Raw genomic sequence first — 21,937 nt, 5'->3', positions numbered from 1 at the left:
CAGCCACGAAATACGCTTCCGGAAAACTGGTTTCATCATGCAGCATCAAGAGTCTCAAAAGGCCGGATCCAACCGGTTCCGCTTGTTTTCGCCGATCCTTGCCGGAGCAACCTTACGCGAGCGATTGATTGCCTGCCTCGGCGCTTTGATCGGTATCGGTCTTACCGGCGTCATCAGCGGTTATCTTTTCGGGCAGGGGCCGCATCTTCCGCTTATCGTCGCCCCGATGGGGGCGTCCGCGGTGCTGCTTTTTGCGGTTCCGGCAAGCCCGCTTGCCCAGCCCTGGTCGATCATCGGCGGCAACACCATTTCCGCCATGATAGGTATCATTGCAGCCTATTTCATCCGTGATCCGATCATCGCGATCGGGGTCGGTGTCTCGCTTGCGATCGGGGCGATGTCGTTTACGCGATGCCTGCATCCGCCGGGCGGCGCGGCTGCCTTGACCGCCGTTCTCGGCGGGCCGGTGGTTGCCGGCTGGGGCTTCCTGTTTCCTTTCGTGCCGGTCGCCCTGAATTCCTGCATACTCGTCGGCCTCGGGCTGGTGTTTCACAAACTCTCCGGGCGGAATTATCCGCATGTGGTCGCAAAGCCGGCCGAAAACATCCATCAGACACGCGATCTGCCGCCGCCCTTGCGGGTGGGCTTTCGCGAGGAGGACGTCGATGCAGCCCTGGACGAGCTCGACGAGACCTTCGACATCGATCGGGCAGACCTCGGCCGCCTCCTGCGGCAGGTCGAATTGCAGGCGGCGGTACGATCGCATGGCGACATAAGCTGCGCCGATATCATGTCGCGCGATGTCATCGCCATCAGCGAGGATGCCGAGCCGGATCATGCACGGCATCTTCTCCTGAAGCACAACATCCGCACCTTGCCGGTGAAGGACCGGGAAGGCCGCCTGATCGGCACGGTCGGCCTTCGCGAACTTTCGGAAAGTTCGGATACTATCATAGGTTCCGCATCGAAACCGGCCGTGGCAGATGCCGCGGATCCCGCCTTGTCGCTGTTGCCCGTTCTGACGGATGGTCGCACGCATGCGGTCATCGTCGTCGATGCCGACTGGCGCGTCCTTGGCCTGATATCGCAGACGGATCTTTTGAGTGCCATGGCCCGGCTTCTGCCGACCAGGGGCACTCCAGCGCAAGTGGTCGCATGAAGTAGACGAGAAAGTTTTGGGCGAGCAGCTTTTGAAGCGTTTTCGCGTAACCTTCGGACGCGTCTATCGGAGGTGGACGCCTTCGATGCGTGCTAAATTTCCATTTAAAGAATGACAATTATAAATCATTCTCCATTATTGAAGATGATTGCGGATCCGAAGAATGGGCAGGAATATGTTCGTCGAGCGCGCACAAAATGGAGACTTCATCGTCGATTCCTTCGAGATCGCCGAACGTTTCGGGCTATCGCTCAGCGAGTTCCGCCGCTACATGCAGCGCGGTGCGATCTCCTCTTGCGTCGAGGTGGGCACGGCGGATCATCAAGGCACCAGGCGCCTGTCCCTGCGACTTGGCAACCGGATATGGCGGGCTGTTCTGGACGACGATAACAGGGTTCGGCACGAGGAGATGACATTTCTGCATATGGGTGCGCGACCGCCGGCCCCTTGACGCAACCGCAGCCTGGGTCGAAATCCTACGGGCCTTCCCACAGGATCGCTCCGTCACGGACGAATGTTGCGCTGCTTTAGTCTTTGGTGATGAAATCCACGAGCACGATGGCGTGATTGTGCTCGCTGTCTTTCGCACCGTAAAGAAGCGTCGCAGTCGATTGTCCGATCTCGTCTTTAAGCTGATCCACCGCTTTGGCGTTCTTCTTGAGTTCATCCTGATAGCGATGGCGAAACTCGTTCCATTTGTTCGGATCGTGAGCGAACCACCGCCGCAGATCAGCGCTTGGTGCGACGTCCTTCAGCCAGACGTCGATATGGGCATCGCTCTTGGCTATGCCGCGGGGCCATAATCGGTCGACAAGGATACGCTTGCCGTCATGCTTGTCTGCAGGTTCATAAATTCGCTTGATGCGCACGGACATATCGGATCTCCGCCTTCAGCAGATGTCGCCACGAGAACGCCACAGGCATCTTATGCCTGTGCGCGGCGTAGCTCCGTCGGTGATTGCCCAAATAGCCTTCGGAACAATCTGGCAAAGTGCGACGCACTGTCAAAGCCCACTTCAAGTGCAATTTCGATGAGCGGCGCCTGCGTCTGAAGAACCAGTTGCTTGGCGCGCTCCATGCGAATGCGCGTGTAGACAGCTCCGGGAGACGTCTTCATTTCCTCCAGGAATAGGCGCTCGAGTTGTCGCCGAGACAGGCCGACGGACGCGGCAAGATCTTCGGTCGGCACGACGTCCTCGATATGGCTTTCCATGGTGATGAGCACGGCTTTCAGACGCGGGTCCTGGCATTCGATGGCGAGCGGCTTGCGCGGCTGGATATCCAGGCCGGATCGAGCCCGCTCGATCTGCAGCACTTCTAGAGCATTTCGTTCGGCATCCCTGCTGATATGCCGTCTGACAAGGAAGGCCGCCATATCGGCAGCGCTGCTTCCGCCGGCACACGATCCGCGGCTGCGATCGAGATTGAACAGGCGGTCGGAACGAACCGGATTGTCGGGAAATTGCTCTCGATAGGCCTGGTAGTGCAGCCAGCTGACGCAGGTCTGGTGTGTTTTCATCAGGCCGAGGCGCGCCAGAATGAAGGTGCCGGTGCAAACGCCGATGAGCGGGATTTTTTGAGCCGCGGCCTTCTTCAAATAATCGGCGGTCTGATTGTCTATCGTGATGTCCGTGTTCAAAAGTCCACCGACCACGACGATGTAGTCAAACTCCCGCGGCTCGATAAAGTCCGATGTCGGTGCGACCTGAACCCCGCAGCTGGAGGTGATGAGATGCCGTGTGCTACCCAACAACTGCCAGTCGGCCAGGACCCTGCCGGACTTATCGGCCTCATCGCTCGCCAGTCTTAGCGTATCGATAAACAGCGCGAAGGCGGAAAGGGTAAACGATCGCGCGAGAATAAATCCGACCTTCAAAGGACCATGCTTCAATTCATGCTTGCCGGATTTCATCTAATGCCTCGCCTGATCAAGCCCTTCTACTTGATCTGGAAACCATACGCCAAGGGATAACGATCGTCGACGAAGATCGTATTGTGACCGACGATCCGCGCGCATCCGCTAACGCTCGGCTTGATGCCCTTGAAGTGCCCGATGTCGGCCTCGGCTCTCGAATTCGCACGATTTGATCCGCTTGGAGCGGGCGGCGCCTCTATTGGATTGCCGTTCCCTTTTTGAATAGGCAATGTGGATAGCGATGATGGTAGTCCGTTTGATGAAACATGGAACGATATGAGCGTATCGCATTTGGAGAGCAGCGGTCTGCGCAAGACCAGGCTCTATGAGGAGCTTCACGGGCGATTGAAGGCCGAGATCTTGGCGGGAGCCGTGCCGGATGGACTTGTGGTGACGGAGGCGGCACTTGCCGGCCTGGTCGGCAGCAGCCGCGCGCCGGTGCGCCAGGCGCTGCAGCTGCTGCTTGAGGATGGTCTTATCGCCCGGTTCGATGGCCGAGGCTTTATTGTCGGGGTGCCGGGAACACCGCCGAAACGGGTTAAGCTCGACAATTATCTCGGCAACTTGCTTGATGAAAACAGCGGCAGGCCCGCATTTGCCTGGCAGGCGCTTTATGAAGATGTCGAGCGCATCGTCGTCCATCGCTCCGTCTTCGGTCGTTATCGCATCAATGAAAACGAATTGGCGCGGCATTTCGGCGTCGGGCGCGGGGTGGCGCGCGATGTGCTGCTAAAGCTCGAGACGCTCGGCATTACCGAGAAGGACGACAATTTTCGCTGGTCGATCGTACCGCTCGACGCTCAGCGCATCCGCGACCTATATGAGGTTCGCGAGCAGATCGAGCCGGTGGCGCTCGCCAGCGCCTTGGATGGACTTTCCAGCGACCACGTCGAGGCGATGCTTGCGCGGCTGTCGCAGGCGCTTGCGGATTATCCCGATGTCACGGCCTCGACAATGTACGAACTCGAGCTCGATCTTCATCTGCGCAGCCTGCAGGCCTGTCCGAACAAGGAATTCCTGAATATTCTGAAGCGGACGCATTGTATCCTGACGTTGAGCAAGCACATCGTCGGTAGTCGCATCAAGAGGCCGGACCATGAGCCGTTTCTTGCGGAACATATCGGCGTGTTCGAGATGGTGCAAAAGCGCGACGAACAAGGGCTGCGGAAAGCCATGCGCGATCACATAAGCAATTCGCAGCCTAATGTGCAGGCGCGTGCCGCCTATATCCGCGAGCACTACCAGCCGGACGAATACAGCTTCATCACCTGATTTTGACGGCGTCAGGTAATGGCGCCGACCTGCCAGGGAACGAATTCATTGTCGCCATAGTCGAAGGTTTCGCTCAGCGTCTTCTTGCCGGAGGCGACAGCGATGATTTCCTCGAAGATCCGTTCGCCGGCCGCCTCGATCGTGTCGTCGCCGCTGACGATGTCACCGCAGTTGATATCCATATCCTCGCGCATATGGTTGTACATCTCGGTGTTGGTGGCGATCTTGACGCAGGGTGCCGGTTTGAATCCGGACACCGATCCCCGGCCGGTGGTAAAGCAGATCACATTGCAGCCGCCGGCCACCTGGCCGGTGACGGCAACGGGATCGTAGCCGGGGGTATCCATGAAGACGAAGCCGGGTTCATCGACGATCTCCGAATATTCGTAGACGGCCTTCAGCGGCATGGAGCCGCCCTTGGCGACCGCACCGAGCGACTTTTCGAGGATGGTCGTCAATCCGCCGAGCTTGTTGCCGTAGGATGGGTTGTTGTTGAGTTCCGCGCCGTTGCGGCGGGTATAATCGCGCCACCAATCAATTCTGGAGAGCAGCTTTTCGGCGACTGCGGGCGTGACCGCTCTGCGCGTCAGCAGATGTTCCGCGCCATAGATCTCCGGCGTTTCCGCCAGAACCGATGTACCGCCATTGCGCACGAGAAGATCGGAGGCATAGCCGAGCGCCGGATTGGCCGAAATTCCCGAATAGCCATCGGAGCCACCGCATTCCAGGGCGAGCTTGATGCCCGAGAGGGGCTGAACGGTGCGCTTGGCTGAGTTCACCTCGGGCAACATGTCCTTGATCATTTCCGAAGCAGCCGCGATCGTTTTGCGGGTACCGCCGAGATCCTGGATCGTCATGGTGCGCAGCCGGTTTCCTTCCTCGAGCTTGTAATGTTCGAGAATGGGCGCGATCTGATTGGTTTCGCAGCCAAGGCCGATCATCAGGATGCCGCCGAAATTCGGATGACGGGCGTAACCCTGCAGGGTGCGGGCGAGATAGCGATAGCCTTCAGACTGGGTATTGATGGCGCAACCGCCGCCATGGGTCAGTGCCACCACGCCGTCGACATTGTCGAAGCCGTCCAGGCCTCCGGTGCGATTGAAATGCTCGGCGATATATTTTGAGACGGTCGCAGAGCAGTTCACCGTGGTGATGATGCCGATAAAGTTGCGCGTGCCGACACCGCCTGCTCCGCGATCGAAGCCCATGAAGGTCCGACAGTCCTCGCGCGGCAGCATGCCCGTCTCTTCGATATCGACGCTGAACTGGTAGGGGTGTTCGGATTCGATGACTGCCAGGTTCTGCAGATGGACATGGCCGCCGGCCGGAATGAACTGCGTCGCAACGCCGATCGGCTGGCCGAATTTGCGGATTTCCTGGCCCGACTGGATGTCGCGGACTGCAACCTTGTGGCCGCGCGGGATCTGGTCTGCAGCAATCAAGCCGTCGATGCCGGTGGCGCTGCCGGCGCGGATCATCACGCGGGCAACCGCGACATCGTCGATGGGATTGAGCAGGATGACAGGCGAAACGGCGGACATGAGAAATTCCGTATGGTTGGATTAATGTCTATTGCTAGCAATAGACAATTATTCGGTAGAAGACGTCAAGCGTGATCGACGCCGGCGGCAAATTCTGTCACTCAATCGTGGGGCTGGCGGGCGAGCCAGCCGGTAAGATCGGTTTCCGCCCGCTCCAGAGCACTATGATTGAGCAGCTTTCTGAGAAACGCCACGGCCACGGCGCGGGCTCTTAGGTTGAAACGGCTGTCGTCGTCCTGATTGCCGAGCGGCTGATAGACCCCGAGCTTGATGTAGAGCTGCTGTAATCGATTTTGAACGCTGCGCACTGAGAGATTGCGCCTTTGGGCAATGGCGCGGTCGGTCAATCCCAGTGCGATATCGACCAGGATCTCATATTCGGCTTCGGTGAAGCCGTTGACATTTCCAAGGCTTCTTTGCTGCATGCCACGCACTTCGCGGTCGATCACGCACTGGCTCTCGATGAAGATGCTGCGCAGCGCCAGCTTCAACCTGTCATCTGAAGCCGATTTCAAAACATAGCCATAGACGGCACCGGCCGGCACGATGCGGGAGACGCCGCGAACATAGGCTTCATCGGAATAGTTCGACCAGAAGAGGATACGCGTCTCCGGCCGCTCCTTCCATATGGTGCGCGCCGCCTCGATGCCGTTGCGCTGGCTCATCTGCAGATCCATGACGATATGGGCAGATTTGCAATCCCGCGCCAGCCGTTCGCCGCTGTTGCCGTTTTCGGCTTCCAGCACGCCATCGCATTCGGGAAGTGCGGCTCGGATTGCTTCGTTGAGATAGGAGCGATGAAGCGGATCGTCCTCGATGATCAGAACCTTCATGCCGCGGCTCCTCCCACCGGCTGCGCCTTGGCGGGCAGGGTGACGCTGACCAATGTTCCTCCGGATGCGCCGGCCGGTTTGATCGCAAAGCGTGCCGAGATCAGCCGCGCGCGGGTCCGCATATTTTCGATGCCGCCACCTGACGGCCTGCGGGCATTTCCAAGTCCAAGACCGTCATCCGTGACGTCAATGGTCACCGCGCCCCCGGCCGCTTTCAGGTGAACATCAATGTTGCTGGCATGGGCATGGCGTATGGCGTTATTGATGGCCTCCTGCGCGATGCGGAAAAGGGCAATGGAAACTGGCTGTTCGAGGCAGTCGATGGCGCCGCCGGTCTCGTCTTTCAGCGTCCAGGCCAAAGTGGCGCCGCTCTCCTGAATCGACCGCTCAAGATGGTTTTCCACCGCTTGCGCAAAGCCGAACAGCTGAAGGACCGAGGGCTTGGCCTCCTCGATGATCTGGCGAAGATCGTGCATGCTATGCTGCAAACCGCGAAAAAGCGGTTCAAGAGCCTCACCGGTGACATCGGGCTGGCTGGCAAGCCTCTCCAGCCGGCGGGAGAGGCGGGTCAGATCGGCCAGAATCTGATCGTGCAAATCCATGCCGATACGTTGCCGCTCGGCCTCCAATGCCTCGGTCAATTTCAGGGCACCGAGGCGAAGACCTTCTTCGCGGGCGCGGGCTTCGGCTTCGACGATGGCCGAGAGCTTAGCCTGGTCGGCGGCACGGATGGCGAAGAAATGGGGTGCCAGCAGATCGGCAATGACGCGGGCGCTTTCGACATGCTGCATGGTGTAGAAGCCGGTCTGATGGCTCGAGCAGGAAAGCGCGCCGATAACGTGCCCCTGTACTTTCAGTGGTACGTGCACGCGGCTATGCAGCGATTGGTGAAAGATCGGGTGTGAAAAAGCGCCCTGGAAATGGAACTGCGGGTCGCTCCAGGCATCGTCGGTCAGCAGATAATCGCTCTCGCCCCAGAGAAGCGTGCGGATGGGGCTGTTGCTGACCGGCGCCGGAAACCGGCGTCCCCAATCGGTTTCGAGCCCGCTCTCGTAGGCCGTGTGAAATTGCTCGTCCACCAGCAGGATACAGACGTCGAGATGATCGTGCGGGATCACGTGGCTGATTTCGGCTGCGACTGCTCGGATGACGGAGTGAAAGTCGAGCTGGCCGGCGAGTAGCCTCGATATGTTGAGATAGTGGTCGAAGACCGATTGCGGCGCCAGATCGCGCAAGGCACGCCCTCCCAGGCAATGCGTCGACCGCTTCTCCTCCGGTCGATCGCAGCATAAGGATTTCCGACGCTATTAAGCGCCGATCCGAGCCGTTCGTCCTGCGGGCTTGCGCATTTTTTCTGCGGGATCCCGCAAGGTCCCGCAGCTTAAGCGCCTGTACAATCGAAACAATCTCGGACATCCTGTTTGTACTGACAGGGGAACCTTCAGTGCAAATATTATTTTCGGTCGTTCGTTGAGGAGCGCGCTCGAAAATCTTGGCCTGGAAGAGGAAGTACGGGCTCATTGGGAGGAAAATATGAATATTGCCAAGATGCTGCTGGCATCCGCCGTCATCGCCTGCGTTGCCGTGCCGGGTTCCGCTTTTGCTGATACATCATCCAAGAAAATTGCGTTGTCGAACAATTACGCCGGCAATTCCTGGCGCCAGGCCATGCTGACCAGCTGGCAGAAAGTCACGGGCGAAGCCGTGAAAGCCGGCGTGGTGGCTGCCGCCGATCCGTTTACGACGGCGGAAAATCAGGCAACCGAACAGGCAGCGCAGATTCAGAACATGATCCTGCAGGGCTATGACGCGATCGTCATCGACGCCGCGTCGCCGACGGCGCTGAACGGTGCGATCAAGGAAGCCTGCGATGCCAAGATCGTCGTCGTTTCCTTCGATGGCATCGTCACCGAACCCTGCGCCTGGCGCATCGCCGTCGACTTCAAGGGCATGGGCGCCAGCCAGATCGAGTATCTCGCCAAGAAGATGCCCAAGGGCGGCAACGTCCTCGAAATTCGAGGCCTTGCCGGCGTTTCCGTCGATGACGAGATTTCCGCCGGTATCCATGCGGCTGCCGCCAAATATCCGCAGTTCAAAATCGTCGGCTCCGTGCACGGCGACTGGGCGCAGGACGTCGCGCAGCGCGCCGTCGCCGGCATCCTGCCGAGCCTTCCGGATATTGCCGCGGTCGTGACGCAGGGCGGCGACGGCTACGGTGCTGCACAGGCATTCGCCGCTGCCAAGCGCCCTATGCCGACGATCGTCATGGGCAATCGTCAGGACGAGCTTGCCTGGTGGAAGAAGGAGAAGGATGCCAGTGGTTATGAAACCATGTCCGTCTCGATCGCCCCCGGCGTTTCGACGCTTGCCTTCTGGGTGGCGCAGCAGATCCTCGACGGTCAGCAAGTGAAGAAAGATCTGGTCGTGCCGTTCCTGCGCATCGATCAGGACAATCTCGAAGCCAGCCTGGCCACCACGCAGGCGGGAGGCGTCGCCAATGTCGAATACACGCTCGATGACGCCAAGAAGGTCATCGCCGCAGCGAAGTAATCCATATCGACAAGCAAATGAAGGCCGGTGCCGCCGATAGAGGGCGGCGCCGGTTGGATACAACGCCCGGCCGGACGATCCATGATTGCAGTCAAAGACAATAGTTCGATGAAGGAAGACACCGAGCCGCATGCCGTCGTCTCGGCGAGAGGCATCAAGGTGCATTTCGGCGCGGTGAAGGCGCTCGATGGTGCCGATCTGACCATTCACGCCGGCGAATGCATCGGCCTTGTCGGTCACAACGGTGCCGGCAAGTCGACGATCGTCAACGTCATCAATGGCGGTCTTAACCCGCATGAGGGAACGATTACCTACGACGGCAACGACAAGGCGCACGGCATCAATGCCGCACGGGCATACGGCATTCGTTGTGTCTTTCAGGAGCTGTCTCTTGCTCCCAATCTGACCGTTGTCGAGAACATGCGGGTCGTTCATCACGGTCTTTCCGGCTGGAACTGGCGCCGGCAGGCGGCTGGGATCGTACGCGCCAAGCTCGACGAGATTTTTGCCGGCCACAAGATCGATGTTATGCGCAGCGTCGGTGAGCTTTCCATCGCCGAACGGCAGATGGTGGAGATTGCGATCACCTTCTGCACCGTCGGTCAGAAGCCGAAGCTGGTTATTCTCGACGAGCCGACCTCATCGCTGGATGCCGGATTGGCCGAGCAATTGATGACCTATGTGCGGGCATTCGTGCAGGCAGGCGGCGCGGTGATGCTGATCTCGCATATTCTCGGCGAGATTCTTTCGACGGCGAGCCGCATTCTCGTCATGAAGGATGGCCGCGTCGTCGCCGATCGCGCCGCCCAAGACTTTAATGTCCGAAGCCTTGTCCAGGCCATGGGCAGCGTCGTCAAGGAACAAGACCGCAAGCACGGGAATGAGGAGCGTACCGCTACACCTCCCATCCTCACCTTGCCGTCGCGCAGGGGCAGGGGCCTGACCTTCGAGGTCCGAAAGGGGGAGGTTGTCGGACTTGCCGGACTTGCCGGTCATGGCCAAACCGACATGCTGCTCGATCTCCATCGCTCCTTGTCGGGCAATTGGCTGCCGGGCAGGCGGGAGAATATTACCTTCGTCGCCGGCGATCGCAGCCTGAACGGAACCTTTCCTCTGTGGAGCATCTTGAAGAACCTGAGCATCGCATCGCTCGGTGATCTCTCGAAGATGTCGCTCGTCAACAAGGAGAGTGAGAAAAGCCTCGGAGCCGAATGGAAGGGTCGCATCGAAATCCGCACGCCAACGATGGAAAACGGCATCCTGTCATTGTCCGGCGGCAATCAGCAAAAGGTCCTGTTTGCCCGCGCGCTTGCGACGACGGCACCGATCGTGCTGATGGATGATCCCATGCGCGGTGTGGATATCGGTACCAAGCAGGAGGTCTATCGCATCCTGAACGATGAGGCTTCAGCCGGCCGGACCTTCATCTGGTACTCCACTGAAATGGATGAAATCCGCCTTTGCGACCGTGCCTATGTCTTTCGAGACGGCGTCATCGTTGCGGAACTGGTCGGAGAGGAAATCACGGAGGAAAACGTGCTGGCAGCGTCCTTTGCCGGAGAGGGCGCATGATCCGTCCATCGTCCACCACCTTGCGCCTGCTTATCCCCGCGCTGTCGCTTGCTGTCTTGCTGATCGCGGTCTTCTATCTCCAGCCGCGGGCCATGAGCTATATCGGGCTCAATCTGCTCTTCAATCTCGCCGTCCCGATTGCGCTCGCGACGATCGCCCAGATGATGATCATGTCGGTGAACGATCTCGATCTGTCGATGGGAACATTCGTCAGCTTCACCGCTTGCGTGGCGGCGACCTATCTTCATTCGTCACCGCTCCTGGGCATCCTCATTCTCGCCGCGGCAATCGCCGTTTACGCCATCATAGGGGTGATCATCTATGTCAGGGACCTGCCGTCGATCGTCGTCACCCTCGGCATGAGCTTCGTCTGGGGCGGCTTTGCGGTGCTGCTGCTTCCCGCGCCGGGTGGCACGGCGCCCGACTGGGCCCGCTGGCTGATGACCTCGAAGCCACCGTTGGTTCCTATGGCGATCGTTGCGAGCGTCGTCATCGCGCTGATGTCCCACCTGATCGTCATGCGCTCTTCCTTCGGCGTGCTGATCCGTGGCGTCGGCGGCAATCAACGTTCGCTTGAGCGGGCCGGCTGGTCCGTCGTCGCCCTGCGTGCGGCAGCCTATGGGCTGGCCGGCCTCTTTGCGGTGCTATCGGGCATCGCGCTGGTCGGGCTTACCACCTCGGCGGATGCAAATATCGCGTTGCGCTATACGCTTCTGTCGATTGCCGGCGTCATCCTTGGAGGCGGGGAATTCATAGGCGGCCGCGTTTCCCCGATAGGGGCCGTAATCGGTGCACTGACCCTGACCTTGGCAGGTTCGTTCCTGTCGTTTCTGCGGATCTCGCCGGATTGGCAAATCGGTGCCCAGGGCGCCATCCTGATCATCGTGCTGGCGCTACGGCTCTTGCTCAACCGCGTTGAAAAGCGGGAGAAACAATCATGATCGCTTTTCGCGTGCTTGGCCGGAAGCCCTGGATCTGGTCCTTCTTCGCCACCATCATCGTTTGGCTCGTCACCGTGCTCTTCACGGGCGGCGCGAGCTCCATCGGCCTCTCGCAGGCAGCGCTGACCTTCGCCGCTTTTTCCGTGATCGTCGGCATCGGCCAGATGTTCGTCATTACGCTCGGACCGGGCAATATCGATCTGTCGGTACCTGCCACGATGACGCTTGCCGGCACGGTCGCGCTCAAGCTGATGAATGTCGAGGACGGCATGATCGTGCCCGGTCTCTTGGTGTCGATCCTCATTGGCCTTGGCATCGGTATCGGCAATTATGCCCTGATCAAGCTTTTGCGCATCCCGCCCATCATCGCGACACTCTCGATGAGCTTCATCGTCCAGTCGACCGCCATCTGGAGCAATCGCGGCCTGCGCATCAAGCCGCCGGATCAACTGGCCGATTTCACCACGTCCGGTTTCCTCGGTGTGCCGAATGTCGCGATTGTCGCTCTTCTGCTCTCGGTCGTTGCCTGGGTGCTTTTGGAGCGGACGATCTATGGCCGCTGGATATCGGCAATCGGGCAGAGCATGTTCGCGGCGCGCATGGCGGGCATTCCTGTCGACGGAACACGGCTTGCAACCTATGTGCTTTGCGCTGTGCTCGCCTCGATCTGCGGCTATCTGCTCGCGAGTTTTTCCGGCGGCGCCGCTTTGAACATGGGGGCCGAATATCTGCTGATGTCGATCGCCGTCGTTATCATCGGCGGAACGGCGGTCGCCGGCGGCGATTCGAACGTGCCGGGCATATGGGGCGCGTCGCTTTTCATGTTCCTGGTGGTCTCGATGCTGAACACCTACGGCTTCGGCGCCGGGCCGAGGCTCATTCTGACCGGCCTCATCATCATTGCCGTCATTCTCGTTGCAGGCGGCCGCCCCATCGGCGGGCGCTGACACTGTTCTCCAGCAGTTTTAGGACAATCAAATGTCGAACGACTCCTCGTCCCTTTACGAAATCTACGATACCCGTTTCCGGAACCTCATTGTTCCAAGTGCCGGGCTGGAGGAGCTTTATTCGGACTGCCGCTGGGCGGAAGGACCTGTCTGGTTTGCCGATACCGGATGCCTGATCTGGAGCGACATTCCCAATGAGCGCATGCTGCGCTGGGTGCCGGGCGGCGGCGTCTCGATCTTCCGCGCGCCGTCGAATTTCGCCAACGGCAACACGCGCGACCGGCAGGGGCGATTGATATCCTGCGAACATGGTGGCCGCCGGGTCACACGCACGGAAATCAACGGTTCGATCACGGTGCTTGCCGACAGCTACAAGGGCAAGCGCCTGAATTCGCCGAACGACGTGATCGTTCGTTCCGACGGATCCATCTGGTTCACCGATCCGACCTATGGCATCCTGTCGAACTACGAGGGCTACAAGGCGGAGCCAGAGCAGGCGACCCGCAACGTCTACAGGCTTCATCCGTTGACAGGCGAATTGGACGTCGTCGTCGACGATTTCCGCCAGCCGAACGGCCTGGCATTTTCTCCCGACGAGACGAAGCTCTATGTTGCCGACTCCGCCGCCAGCCACGACATCAGCGCCCCGCGCCACATCCGCGTCTTCGATGTCGTCGATGGGAAGAAACTCGCAAACGGCCGGGTCTTCTGCAACATCGATACCGGCATACCGGACGGTTTCCGCGCCGATATCGATGGCAACATCTGGACCAGTGCCGGCGACGGCATCCACTGCGTCGCGCCTGACGGCACCCTGATCGGCAAGATCAAAATACCCCAGACGGTCGCCAATCTGACTTTCGGTGGTCCGCGCCGCAATCAGCTGTTTATCACTGCGACGCAATCGCTTTATCGGATCTACACGACGGCGACCGGGGCGCAGGTGCCGTGAAGGCGCACTTGTTTGTGCTTGCCAGTGGGGCTGGTGATACCGCTGGCCTCAATAATCCCCCCCCGGCTGCGGATGCTTGGCGAGCATGAGGTCTCTAAGTCCGCGGCTGCCGTCGCGGTTGCCGGTGGCGGCGACGGCGGTGAAGATGCGTTCGGCGTCGTCGTACATTTTGAGATTGAGATAGCAGTATCCGCGTAGCACCATGAGATCGACCCGCTCCTGTTGCAGTTGCGCGCGCTGGTCGAGATAGAGCAGCGTCTCGTGATAGCGTTTGCCCGAGAAGGCTGACAATGCCCGATCGGAGAGTATCGCCACCTGCAGTTCGGCGGCACGTTGGTGGCTCATCGAGGCCTTGGTCGCGGCAACGGCCGCATTGTTGGCGAGGCCGGCGCGGAGATAGGCGAGGCTCTGGCCATAGGCGGCCTCTTCCCGGGATTTGGGATCGGCATTGTTCAACGCGACGCCGAAGGCTTCCACCGCCTCCATCGGCCGATTGAGGTTCATCAGGCACCAGCCGCGCGACAAGGCATTGGCCGGTGTGAGCAGCTCTGCATTGGTTGTGGTCGTGCATCCGGACGGCTGTCGCGCTGCGCGCGCAGCCGTTCTCGTGCGGGGTGTCGGTTCGGCATAGTCGACGGACGGGGCTCGACGAGCAGGCGTGAGCGGCTGCGTGGCATTCGGCGCGTTGACGTTAGATTGCGCCATGGGGGCTTGAGTCGCCGCTTGAGGAGTGACCGGCGCTGTATATTGCGGGCTGCCCTGTTGTGTTGTCTGGGACGTTCCTTGCGGTGATGCCTGCTGTATTGTCTGCGCCGCCTGGTTGGGAGAGGGCAATGGTGCCGAGGCAGGTGCGCGCGGCGCCGGCTCACCGAGAACGGCGATGCGCTGCGAGCGGCCGGCCCAAAGCCGTTGGATCTCGGCGACACCCTGCCGGTCATTCAACTGATCGCGTGTGATTGCGAGGCCATAGGCGGAAGGTTCGTCATCCGGTTTCCAGCGCAGCGCCGTCTCGAACCAGCGGGCGGCCGCCTGCGGCTGATTGAGCGTGCGGGCATACCAGCCGAATTGCTGCGCCGTCGGCACATATTTCTCCTTCACGATCTCAGCGGCAACACGCTGCAGCACGTCCTCGCCAAGATTGGCGGGCGGTTGCAAGGCCATCAGATTGGCGGTCGCAGCGAGATACGTCGCCATCGCATCCTTGGATTCGTTGCGCCATTTGTACATGACGTCTTCGGCTTCCTGCGGCTTGTGATCGGCGATCAGAACCAGTGCCAGGCCCTGCGAGATCGTTGCGGAATCCTTTTTCTCATGTGCTGCTTTGAACCATTGTTCCGCATCGCCGTAGTTGCTGCGCCGCAGATAGTACCAGCCGAGGAGCGCATCATCCGATGCCAGGCCCTGGCTGCGGGCGATACGCTCGACCTGAGACAGATAATCCTGTGCAATGGTCAGCTTCGGGTCTTCATTGCCCTGGGCCACGAAACGGCGGGCAAGATCGATCCTTATGCTGTCGAACTCCCGCCCACCATTGCCGTCGGGTTTTTCAAGCGCCAGCAGCTCCTGCATCGGTTGATACGACAGCAGGCTCGCGGCCTTCTGAATGGTGGCAATTCTTTCCTGCGGGTTGGTGCAGGTCTTTAGAATATATTTGTAGGCATCCTGGCCGCGCGCGGCGCGATCCGTGCGGATGAAGGCTTCGGCAACGCGCCAGAGGATGTCGATGTCGCTGCAGGTCAGCAGGCTTGGCGTATTGGCGCCGACGGCGATCACGGTCGCGTATTGCTTGAGGTCGGAGGCGTTGACAAGGCGGGTGCGGGCTTCCGCTATCTCGAGGCGCTCAAGGAGATCAGTGGGCGGCTGCCAGCCGGTTTCGGCCGTCTGGCGATCGGCAATGGCCTTGCGCACCTCTGCATAGCGGCCCTCCGAATAGAGCTGCCACATGGCCTCGAGCTGCTTGTCGCCATTTTGCGGGACGGCCAGCGGATCGGCGGGCGGCGTCCAATTGGGATAGAGCGCCTGCAGGCGCGAGATCTCGGCCTGTAGCCTTGCCTTGTCGCCACGGCTGGCAAAATAGCGCAATGCGCTTTCATCCACCTTGGGCGGGTTACTGCCTGGTTGAGCCTCGCCCTGTTGCTGCGAGGATGGCTGCGGCTGTGATTGCGATGGCGGCGTGGTCTGTGCGACGACGTCCGGTTCGGCCGAGCCCGCCTGCTGCGTGCTCGAAGGCTCGGAGAGAACCGCAGAAGGCGCGTTTGCCTGTATGTGATCGGCAAGCGCCCGCAGGTCGACAGGCTGTTCGGGGGTGTCGCCCCGCGCCATCTCCCCAGCGAGCGCGATCTGCGGTTCCAGGCGACTGGATTTTGCCAGCCTGATCTTGTCCTCAGGCGAGTCATGATCCTTCGTCGCGAGCGTGAACCCCGCCATGGCGACGGCCATGAAAGCCATGATCAAGGTGGACTTTATAAACACTCCGGGTGTTTCTCCGCGATGAAAGCCAGGCTCAGCAGTTGCAAGGTGGCTGGATAGTAAAGCGATGGTGCGAACTGCCTGACCGAAGCTGGCAGTTTTGTTCCGTTCACCACACACGCCACAACATGGTTAACAATTTCATAACCGGGATCGGAAAGCAGGTCCTTCGGCTTGCCGGTTGTAAGGTCGATCGTCGCCGGCACATCTCCCTCGACATTCATGCCTTGCCGCAGACGCGTGAGCAGGGCTTTGTCGTCTATGCCAGCTCGCGCCAGGTAGAGCGGGATCCTGACGGCATTATAGCCGAATTCCGCCTCGAAGCCGTCGGCGGGCTCCGGCTTGGCCCTCAGGCTGATCCAATCGGCCGGGAGCTTGCGTGGGCCGAACTGTATCGTGTGCAGCAGGGCCAGACCATCGTCGCTCAGCTTCCGCCAGCGATCGGAAGGCGCCAGCAGGGCCATGACGGGAAACGCTTCGAAGATCCAGTAGGACGGATTGATGACGGGGCCATCCTTGCGCCCAGGCGGCAGATACCCATCCACACCCGGGATGAGCAGCGTCCGCCCTCCGGAATTGACGACTACATGCGAGAGAATTGCCTTGGCCATATTCGCCGCCGCCTGCAGGTAATCCTTCCTGTCCCAGGCCGATCCCGCAAGCGCCAGGGCATAGGCGATCAACAGGTCGCCATCGGAGGCGTCATTCGTGTCGGTGACGTGAGGTGTGACCGCCGGATCCCATTTCCAGACGGCGAGACCATCGTCGCGGAGCAGGAGTTCCGTGCGGGTAAAATACCAGATCTGCTCGAAATCAGCCTGGCTATTGGCAAGATAGGCAAGAAGGAGACCGTAGCCTTGCCCTTCGCTGTGGCTGACACCATTATTGCCATTGTCGATGATACGGCCGTTCTGATCGAGAAACTTCGCTTTATAGGCAGCCCAGGCTTGCGCATCGATCGCTGCGCGCTGAGCGGCGACCGGTTGGGCCACCATCAGGGCGGTTGCGGTGCAGATCGCAAGAAGGGAGCGCCAGCCTCTCATTCACGCCTGCCGATCTTGGAAAGGACGCTCGCCGTGCTGACGCCGAGCAGAAAAGAGGCGGCTACAAAAAGAAGTGCGTAGGACAGGATGTTGCTGGAAAGCCAGTTTGCAGCGATCAATCGATAGTTTGTCAGCGACCAGGGCTGGGTTGTGACAAAGGTGAAGCGGCTGATAGGGACCGTATCGATCTTTCCGGTCTTGCCGGAATAGACGGTGATGCGACCGCTGATCTCAGGCCAGGTGCTCTGCATGGTCATTGCCTCGACACCGGAGCGCAGGTCTTGGGCGCTCGGTGCGGTCACGGCGGTCCAGGTTGCATCATTGGTCGGATTTGCCTCCTGGGCGATCAGAAGGCTGTTGGCGTTCGATGGCGTGAACACCTGCTCCGAGCTGGGCATGAAGCGCAGCGAGCTCAGCGTGATATCGAAATTGCGATGCATCCATTGCTGGAAATGTTCCATCTGCCCCTGCAGCAGTCCGCCGCTGATACGGGAGCGCCAATCGGCGATCGTCACGGAAGCCTCCGGCGTGCCGGTCTGCCCCGGGGCTGGCGGGCGCCATGCCACCTGGGTCGATGAGGCGATGTTCATTTGCGTGAGGACCGTCGAGGGCAGTTGCGAGACGGAGCCGATGAACAGCGCATTGCTGGACCCGACGGTGTTTGAGGAGACCGTCGGGTCCACGCCGATGGGATGTCCGGCAACGAGCGCCATTCGACCGAGGAGTGTCGCGGCCGCAGATAGCGTGTCGGCATCCGCCCGGTCGATGAAGAGTGCGGTCGGTTCACTGCTGCGATTGTAGGGATAGCCGGTACCGGCAAACGCGGCAAGGTTGGGCCGCTGTGCGACCCTTGCAAAATCCGGCACGCGGAACTGGCTGGTATCGAACAATGCAAAACGCGGTGTCGTGCTCGATGTTGCCGCAGGCGTACAGGCTCGATCCTCGTCTGCGAGCAATATGGCTTCCAGTGTGATTGTGTTCAGGCCCGGCTTGAAATGGCGCATGGTGATGCGGACGGGCAACTGCCGGAAGATGCCGCCTCCGCTCGCCGTGATCGGCTTGGTCGTGGCGATGCTGCCGTTGACGTAGACGTCGATATGGCTGCCCGGCCGCACATCCCTGGCGTAGGCTGCGTCAAGCAGGATGGTGGCTTCCCCATAGGCGTTGGCATAGAAATCGGATGGAATTGCCACATTGAAGCTGGTGTGGAAGCGCCGCCCTGAGAATTCGGTGGTCTTGATGCCCAGCTGCTCGAAGGAAAGGCTGGCGCCGGAGTAGATCAGCGGCGCATCCGGAGCCGACCATCGTTGCGTCACCAGCACATCCCGGCGGGTATCGGGATCTCGGTCGGTCGGAGAAACCACCATATCGATCGCAGAGGAAATCGCCTGCCAGGATGGACCGCTGATAAGCAAAAGCTGCTGACCGCTGCGCGGATCGGTCGCAAACGTCGCCAGAGCTCCATTCTGCGCCGAGGCCGGAACGGCAAAGATCGGTTGCAATTCCGCCGGCGTGCCGACGATAACAGCCATTTTGCCGGAACCGGGCGGGGGCAGTGCGTCCGTATCGAACGAGAAGATCTCGTTCGGCATGCCGCTAAGGAGTGCAAGGCCCTGTGCGAGACGGAGGATCGGCTTGGTCGTTCCGGGTTGTGCGAGCGCCGGCACGACAAGATTGAACTGCGTCTTGCCGGCTCCGTCGACGCCGATCGCGCGGATTGCATCGGTCGTCGACAATTTTTCCGCCTCACTGCTGGCGAAGCTCAGATAGGTTCTCGCGGGATCGATGTCCGACCAGAGCTCGTAGGTCGAGGGGATATCGCAATCGACGCGGTGGCGTTGCGCCGCCTCGAAGATCAGCAGATTGGCGCCGGGTTGCAGGAGCCCGCGCGGGATGTCGAACGTGACATCCGATTCACTGTCGGAAGAGCCGATCTGCTGTTGGTGGACTACGCGATCGTTCAAGAGGACGGTAAGCTGCGATGCCTCCGGAGCAACGACGACGGCGTTCTGATAGGCAAAGCTCAATCTCGCCGGTGCGGCTGCCTGTTCCGGCGTCAGATAGATCGACCAGGACCTGCGATCGGCCTCCCCCTCCAATCGCAATTTGGCGAAGGGAACGACATAACGCCGAAATGGCGTGGGTGCGACAGCGGCTGCCGGTTTTGCCTTCGGCATTGTCTGTGGGCTTGTCTGCGCCGGGGCGGCGGGCGTTGTGGCCTGCGGCGCAGCGGTTTGCGGCATGGCGGCGGGCGGCGCCACGACCAGGGGCTGGGTAACCGGTGGAGCAATGGCCTTAGGTACAACGGCCGGAGGAATTGCGGCTGAAGGCGCCGTCGTCTTGGGCCGTTCGGCCTGTGGTACTGTCGTGCGGGGTGTAGTGATCTGCGGCACCGTCGGCGATGCGTCTTTGGGCCGCTCGCCCGACATGTCGAAGGGGGCGGTCTGCGCCTGCGCGGCCGCAGGGCCCCAGAGAACAAGGAGAATAGCAAGAGCAGGAAGGATAAGGGTGGACAGGATACGGTTCATCAGCTTCTCGCCTTCGCCTCCTGCCGCTGCTGGGTGCGATCCGAGCCGACGCCCCTGAAAAGGTAGATCAAACCGCGACTGGTCTGATAGAACGACAGGCTCAGGAACCAGATCGTTCCCCGGATGATGCCGGGATTGCGCCGTCGCGCTTGCTGGAACTTCGTCCATTGGTCGGAATTGGCGAAGACGAGATCGGCGATCAGGCGATGGTCGGCCGCGCCCTTCGGAACATACTGGCATCCAACGGCCGTGATATCGCCCGTTTGTTCGATATTGCGGATCACGACCGACAAGGTCACCATGTCGGCGCCACTATAGGGCTGGAAGCGAATGGTGGCTTCCGAACCGACCTTGATCGGTTCCATCCCCCTGTTGAAGACGTTCAGCCTGGCGCCATGGACGGAAACATCCTCGATGGATGCGGAGTTCCAGTTGCCGTCGGTCCCGAATTCGCTGCGCCGATCCACCCTGACGCGCCGCGAGGAGGCGCGCTCCCCGCGTTCCGAGACGACGCCAAGTGCGCAGCCGGACAGGATAAGGTTGATGAGGTTCCAACCACCGACGACGAGCGTGACATCCGCCTTATAAGGTTCCGCATAGACGCGGTATATGGTGACCGCCAGCGCGATGATCTGAACGGCGAAGATGACGAAAAACGGACGGCTGATCTCCGAGAGCCGGCTGACGGCGATCGATTCGTCCTTGGCAGTGACCTTGAAGGTCGGCTTGCGCGGATTGAGCATGACCGAAACGACGGCAGGCAATAGATGCACCGTCTGGACATATTCATAGAGCTCGGAAATCCATGGCCAGCGGAACGAGCCGTAGAGATAATTCTGCATCATCAGGTTCACGAGCATGTAGGCAAGCGTATAGGCGAGGAACTCGCTGCCCGACGCCGTAAAGATCTCGAGGTCGAAGAACAGATAGAAGAGCGGCGCGAACAGGAAAATGACGCGCGGGAACGGAAAGAGCCAAAAGAGCGTCGACGACATGTAGCAGAGGCGCTGCGGCAGCGTCAGGCCGCGCTTCAGGAGAGGAAAGCGGAAGCGCAGGATCTGCATCATGCCCTGCGCCCAGCGGCTGCGCTGGCCGATGAAGCTTGCAAAGGTCGCCGGCTGCAGGCCGGCAATAAGGGGCTTGTCGACATAAATGCTGTTCCAGCCGGCCCCGTGCAGGGCAAGCGCGGTTTCGCAATCCTCGGTGATGCTGATGCCGCTGAAGCCATTTTGCGATTCCAGCGCCCGGCGGCTGAGCACGGCGGCGGACCCGCAGAAAAAGGCCGCATTCCATTTGTCCAGGCCGCGCTGAATGATGCCGTAGAACATCTCGTTCTCGCTCGGCATGTTGTCGAAGGTGCGCAGGTTGCGCTCCAGCGGATCCGGATTGATGAAGAAATGTGGCGTCTGCACGAGGAAGAGCTTTGGATCGTCCTCGAAATATCCGACCGTTTCGCGTAGAAAATCGCGAGCGGGCGCGTGGTCGGCGTCGAAGACGGCAATCAATTCGCCGTTCGAATGCTCCAGCCCGTTGTTGAGATTGCCGGCCTTTGCATGTTCGTTGCGCTCGCGTGTCAGATATTCGACTTCCAGATCGTCGCACAGCTGCTTGAGCTCATTGTGGCGTGCGATCGCAGCCCGTGATTCCAGAACCTTCGTCGAGTTGCGCTTTTGCGCGGTACCACCGTCGTCCAACAGCCAAACCCTGAGCTTGTCGGGCGGATAGTCCATCGCCTTGGCCGAGGCGAGCGTATTGGCAAGCAGGTTGGTGTCTTCATTATAGGATGGTACGAAGACGTCCACCGTCGGGAAGTTCTGTGTCTTTGCCGCGCGTGCGGTACGCGGGGGCAGGGGTGTCGCGACGATGAAGAGGCTGAGCATCAGCATCGCGACGTTGTACATTTCGGCGAGATAAAGCAGCAGGCCCGGGATGAAGTTTTCCAGCTGGTTGACCGGCGGCAGCGTGTAGGAGGTGCGCCAATAGACATAGCGCAGCACGATGGCGGTGCCGAAGGCGAGGGCGACCAGGCGCCATGTTCCCTGACGCTTGAGAACCTTGATGATGGCCATGATGGTAACGACCACCGTGCCGGCAATCAGCTGGGTTTGAAGGTTGACCGGCAATGTGATCAGCACGATGCCGCATAGCGCTATCACGGCCCATATCAAGATGCTGCGTGCTGTGTGCATCGGTGTCCCTTCAAAGGTATTGCCAG

General features: G+C 60.2%; 17 protein-coding genes and 1 pseudogene. 8 read left to right on the top strand and 10 right to left on the bottom strand.

Annotated features, from left to right (window positions below):
* The first annotated feature begins 37 nt into the window (after positions 1-37).
* On the top strand, positions 38-1,159 hold the full coding sequence (locus tag DQ393_RS29125; protein WP_112345134.1) for an HPP family protein: 1,122 nt from the start codon (positions 38-40) through the stop codon (positions 1,157-1,159).
* 175 nt (positions 1,160-1,334) lie between these two features.
* Positions 1,335-1,610, top strand: a complete 276-nt coding sequence (locus tag DQ393_RS29120; RefSeq protein WP_112345133.1) for a DUF6522 family protein — start codon at positions 1,335-1,337, stop codon at positions 1,608-1,610.
* Positions 1,611-1,686: 76 nt separating this feature from the next.
* On the opposite strand, the gene DQ393_RS29115 is transcribed toward DQ393_RS29120, so the two are convergent.
* The 3 genes and pseudogenes from DQ393_RS29115 to DQ393_RS33930 all read right to left on the bottom strand — a co-directional run.
* Positions 1,687-2,034 carry a DUF488 domain-containing protein gene (locus DQ393_RS29115; RefSeq protein ID WP_112345132.1) on the bottom strand — a complete coding sequence of 116 codons (348 nt, stop codon included), beginning with the start codon at positions 2,032-2,034 and terminating at the stop codon, positions 1,687-1,689.
* Positions 2,035-2,084: 50 nt separating this feature from the next.
* Positions 2,085-3,071 carry a GlxA family transcriptional regulator gene (locus DQ393_RS29110; RefSeq protein WP_112345131.1) on the bottom strand — a complete coding sequence of 329 codons (987 nt, stop codon included), beginning with the start codon at positions 3,069-3,071 and terminating at the stop codon, positions 2,085-2,087.
* A gap of 26 nt (positions 3,072-3,097) precedes the next feature.
* A pseudogene (locus DQ393_RS33930) lies at positions 3,098-3,226 on the bottom strand (proline racemase family protein); the annotation flags it as partial.
* Between the two features lie 124 nt (positions 3,227-3,350).
* On the opposite strand from DQ393_RS33930, the gene DQ393_RS29100 reads away from it, so the two are divergent.
* On the top strand, positions 3,351-4,346 hold the full coding sequence (locus DQ393_RS29100) for a GntR family transcriptional regulator (RefSeq protein ID WP_112345130.1): 996 nt from the start codon (positions 3,351-3,353) through the stop codon (positions 4,344-4,346).
* An 11-nt stretch (positions 4,347-4,357) separates the two neighbouring features.
* Here DQ393_RS29100 and DQ393_RS29095 read toward each other — a convergent pair whose 3' ends face one another.
* From DQ393_RS29095 to DQ393_RS29085, 3 genes are all read right to left on the bottom strand, one after another.
* Entirely contained in the window at positions 4,358-5,887 is a 1,530-nt protein-coding gene (locus DQ393_RS29095) for a UxaA family hydrolase (protein WP_112345129.1), read from the bottom strand.
* A gap of 101 nt (positions 5,888-5,988) precedes the next feature.
* Entirely contained in the window at positions 5,989-6,720 is a 732-nt protein-coding gene (locus DQ393_RS29090; RefSeq protein ID WP_112345128.1) for a response regulator transcription factor, read from the bottom strand.
* The gene (locus DQ393_RS29085; protein ID WP_112345127.1) at positions 6,717-7,955 is read right to left on the bottom strand and encodes a GAF domain-containing sensor histidine kinase; all 1,239 of its coding nucleotides are present in this window, start codon (positions 7,953-7,955) and stop codon (positions 6,717-6,719) included. The genes DQ393_RS29090 and DQ393_RS29085 overlap by 4 nt, the downstream gene beginning before the upstream one ends.
* A gap of 298 nt (positions 7,956-8,253) precedes the next feature.
* On the opposite strand from DQ393_RS29085, the gene DQ393_RS29080 reads away from it, so the two are divergent.
* From DQ393_RS29080 to DQ393_RS29060, 5 genes are all read left to right on the top strand, one after another.
* The gene (locus tag DQ393_RS29080) at positions 8,254-9,270 is read left to right on the top strand and encodes an ABC transporter substrate-binding protein (protein WP_112345126.1); all 1,017 of its coding nucleotides are present in this window, start codon (positions 8,254-8,256) and stop codon (positions 9,268-9,270) included.
* A gap of 108 nt (positions 9,271-9,378) precedes the next feature.
* Entirely contained in the window at positions 9,379-10,842 is a 1,464-nt protein-coding gene (locus DQ393_RS29075) for a sugar ABC transporter ATP-binding protein (RefSeq protein WP_432422044.1), read from the top strand.
* Positions 10,839-11,783: an ABC transporter permease gene (locus DQ393_RS29070; RefSeq protein ID WP_112345124.1), complete on the top strand. Its 945-nt coding sequence runs from the start codon at positions 10,839-10,841 to the stop codon at positions 11,781-11,783. Before DQ393_RS29075 ends, DQ393_RS29070 begins: the two co-directional genes overlap by 4 nt.
* Positions 11,780-12,730 carry an ABC transporter permease gene (locus DQ393_RS29065; RefSeq protein WP_112345123.1) on the top strand — a complete coding sequence of 317 codons (951 nt, stop codon included), beginning with the start codon at positions 11,780-11,782 and terminating at the stop codon, positions 12,728-12,730. Before DQ393_RS29070 ends, DQ393_RS29065 begins: the two co-directional genes overlap by 4 nt.
* Positions 12,731-12,761: 31 nt before the next feature.
* Positions 12,762-13,682, top strand: a complete 921-nt coding sequence (locus DQ393_RS29060; protein WP_112345122.1) for an SMP-30/gluconolactonase/LRE family protein — start codon at positions 12,762-12,764, stop codon at positions 13,680-13,682.
* A gap of 48 nt (positions 13,683-13,730) precedes the next feature.
* Here DQ393_RS29060 and DQ393_RS29055 read toward each other — a convergent pair whose 3' ends face one another.
* The 4 genes from DQ393_RS29055 to bcsA are packed head-to-tail and all read right to left on the bottom strand — an operon-like array spanning position 13,731 to position 21,911.
* Complete coding sequence (locus DQ393_RS29055; protein ID WP_112345121.1) at positions 13,731-16,154, bottom strand: cellulose synthase; 2,424 nt, start codon at positions 16,152-16,154, stop codon at positions 13,731-13,733.
* A complete protein-coding gene (locus DQ393_RS29050) occupies positions 16,145-17,194 on the bottom strand; it encodes a glycosyl hydrolase family 8 (RefSeq protein WP_112345120.1) in 1,050 nt (349 codons plus the stop codon). The genes DQ393_RS29055 and DQ393_RS29050 overlap by 10 nt, the downstream gene beginning before the upstream one ends.
* Positions 17,191-19,722 carry a cellulose biosynthesis cyclic di-GMP-binding regulatory protein BcsB gene (locus tag DQ393_RS29045; RefSeq protein WP_181592429.1) on the bottom strand — a complete coding sequence of 844 codons (2,532 nt, stop codon included), beginning with the start codon at positions 19,720-19,722 and terminating at the stop codon, positions 17,191-17,193. The genes DQ393_RS29050 and DQ393_RS29045 overlap by 4 nt, the downstream gene beginning before the upstream one ends.
* Positions 19,722-21,911, bottom strand: coding sequence for a UDP-forming cellulose synthase catalytic subunit (gene bcsA / locus DQ393_RS29040; protein WP_112345119.1), 2,190 nt, complete (start codon positions 21,909-21,911; stop codon positions 19,722-19,724). The genes DQ393_RS29045 and bcsA overlap by 1 nt, the downstream gene beginning before the upstream one ends.
* Positions 21,912-21,937: the final 26 nt, after the last annotated feature.

It is taken from the genome of Martinezella tropici (genome assembly GCF_003287875.1).
GTDB classification, from domain to species: Bacteria; Pseudomonadota; Alphaproteobacteria; order Rhizobiales; family Rhizobiaceae; genus Rhizobium; species Rhizobium tropici_C.
The sequence above is the reverse complement of the archived record's forward strand: the minus strand, read 5'-3'. Positions and strand labels throughout refer to the sequence as shown.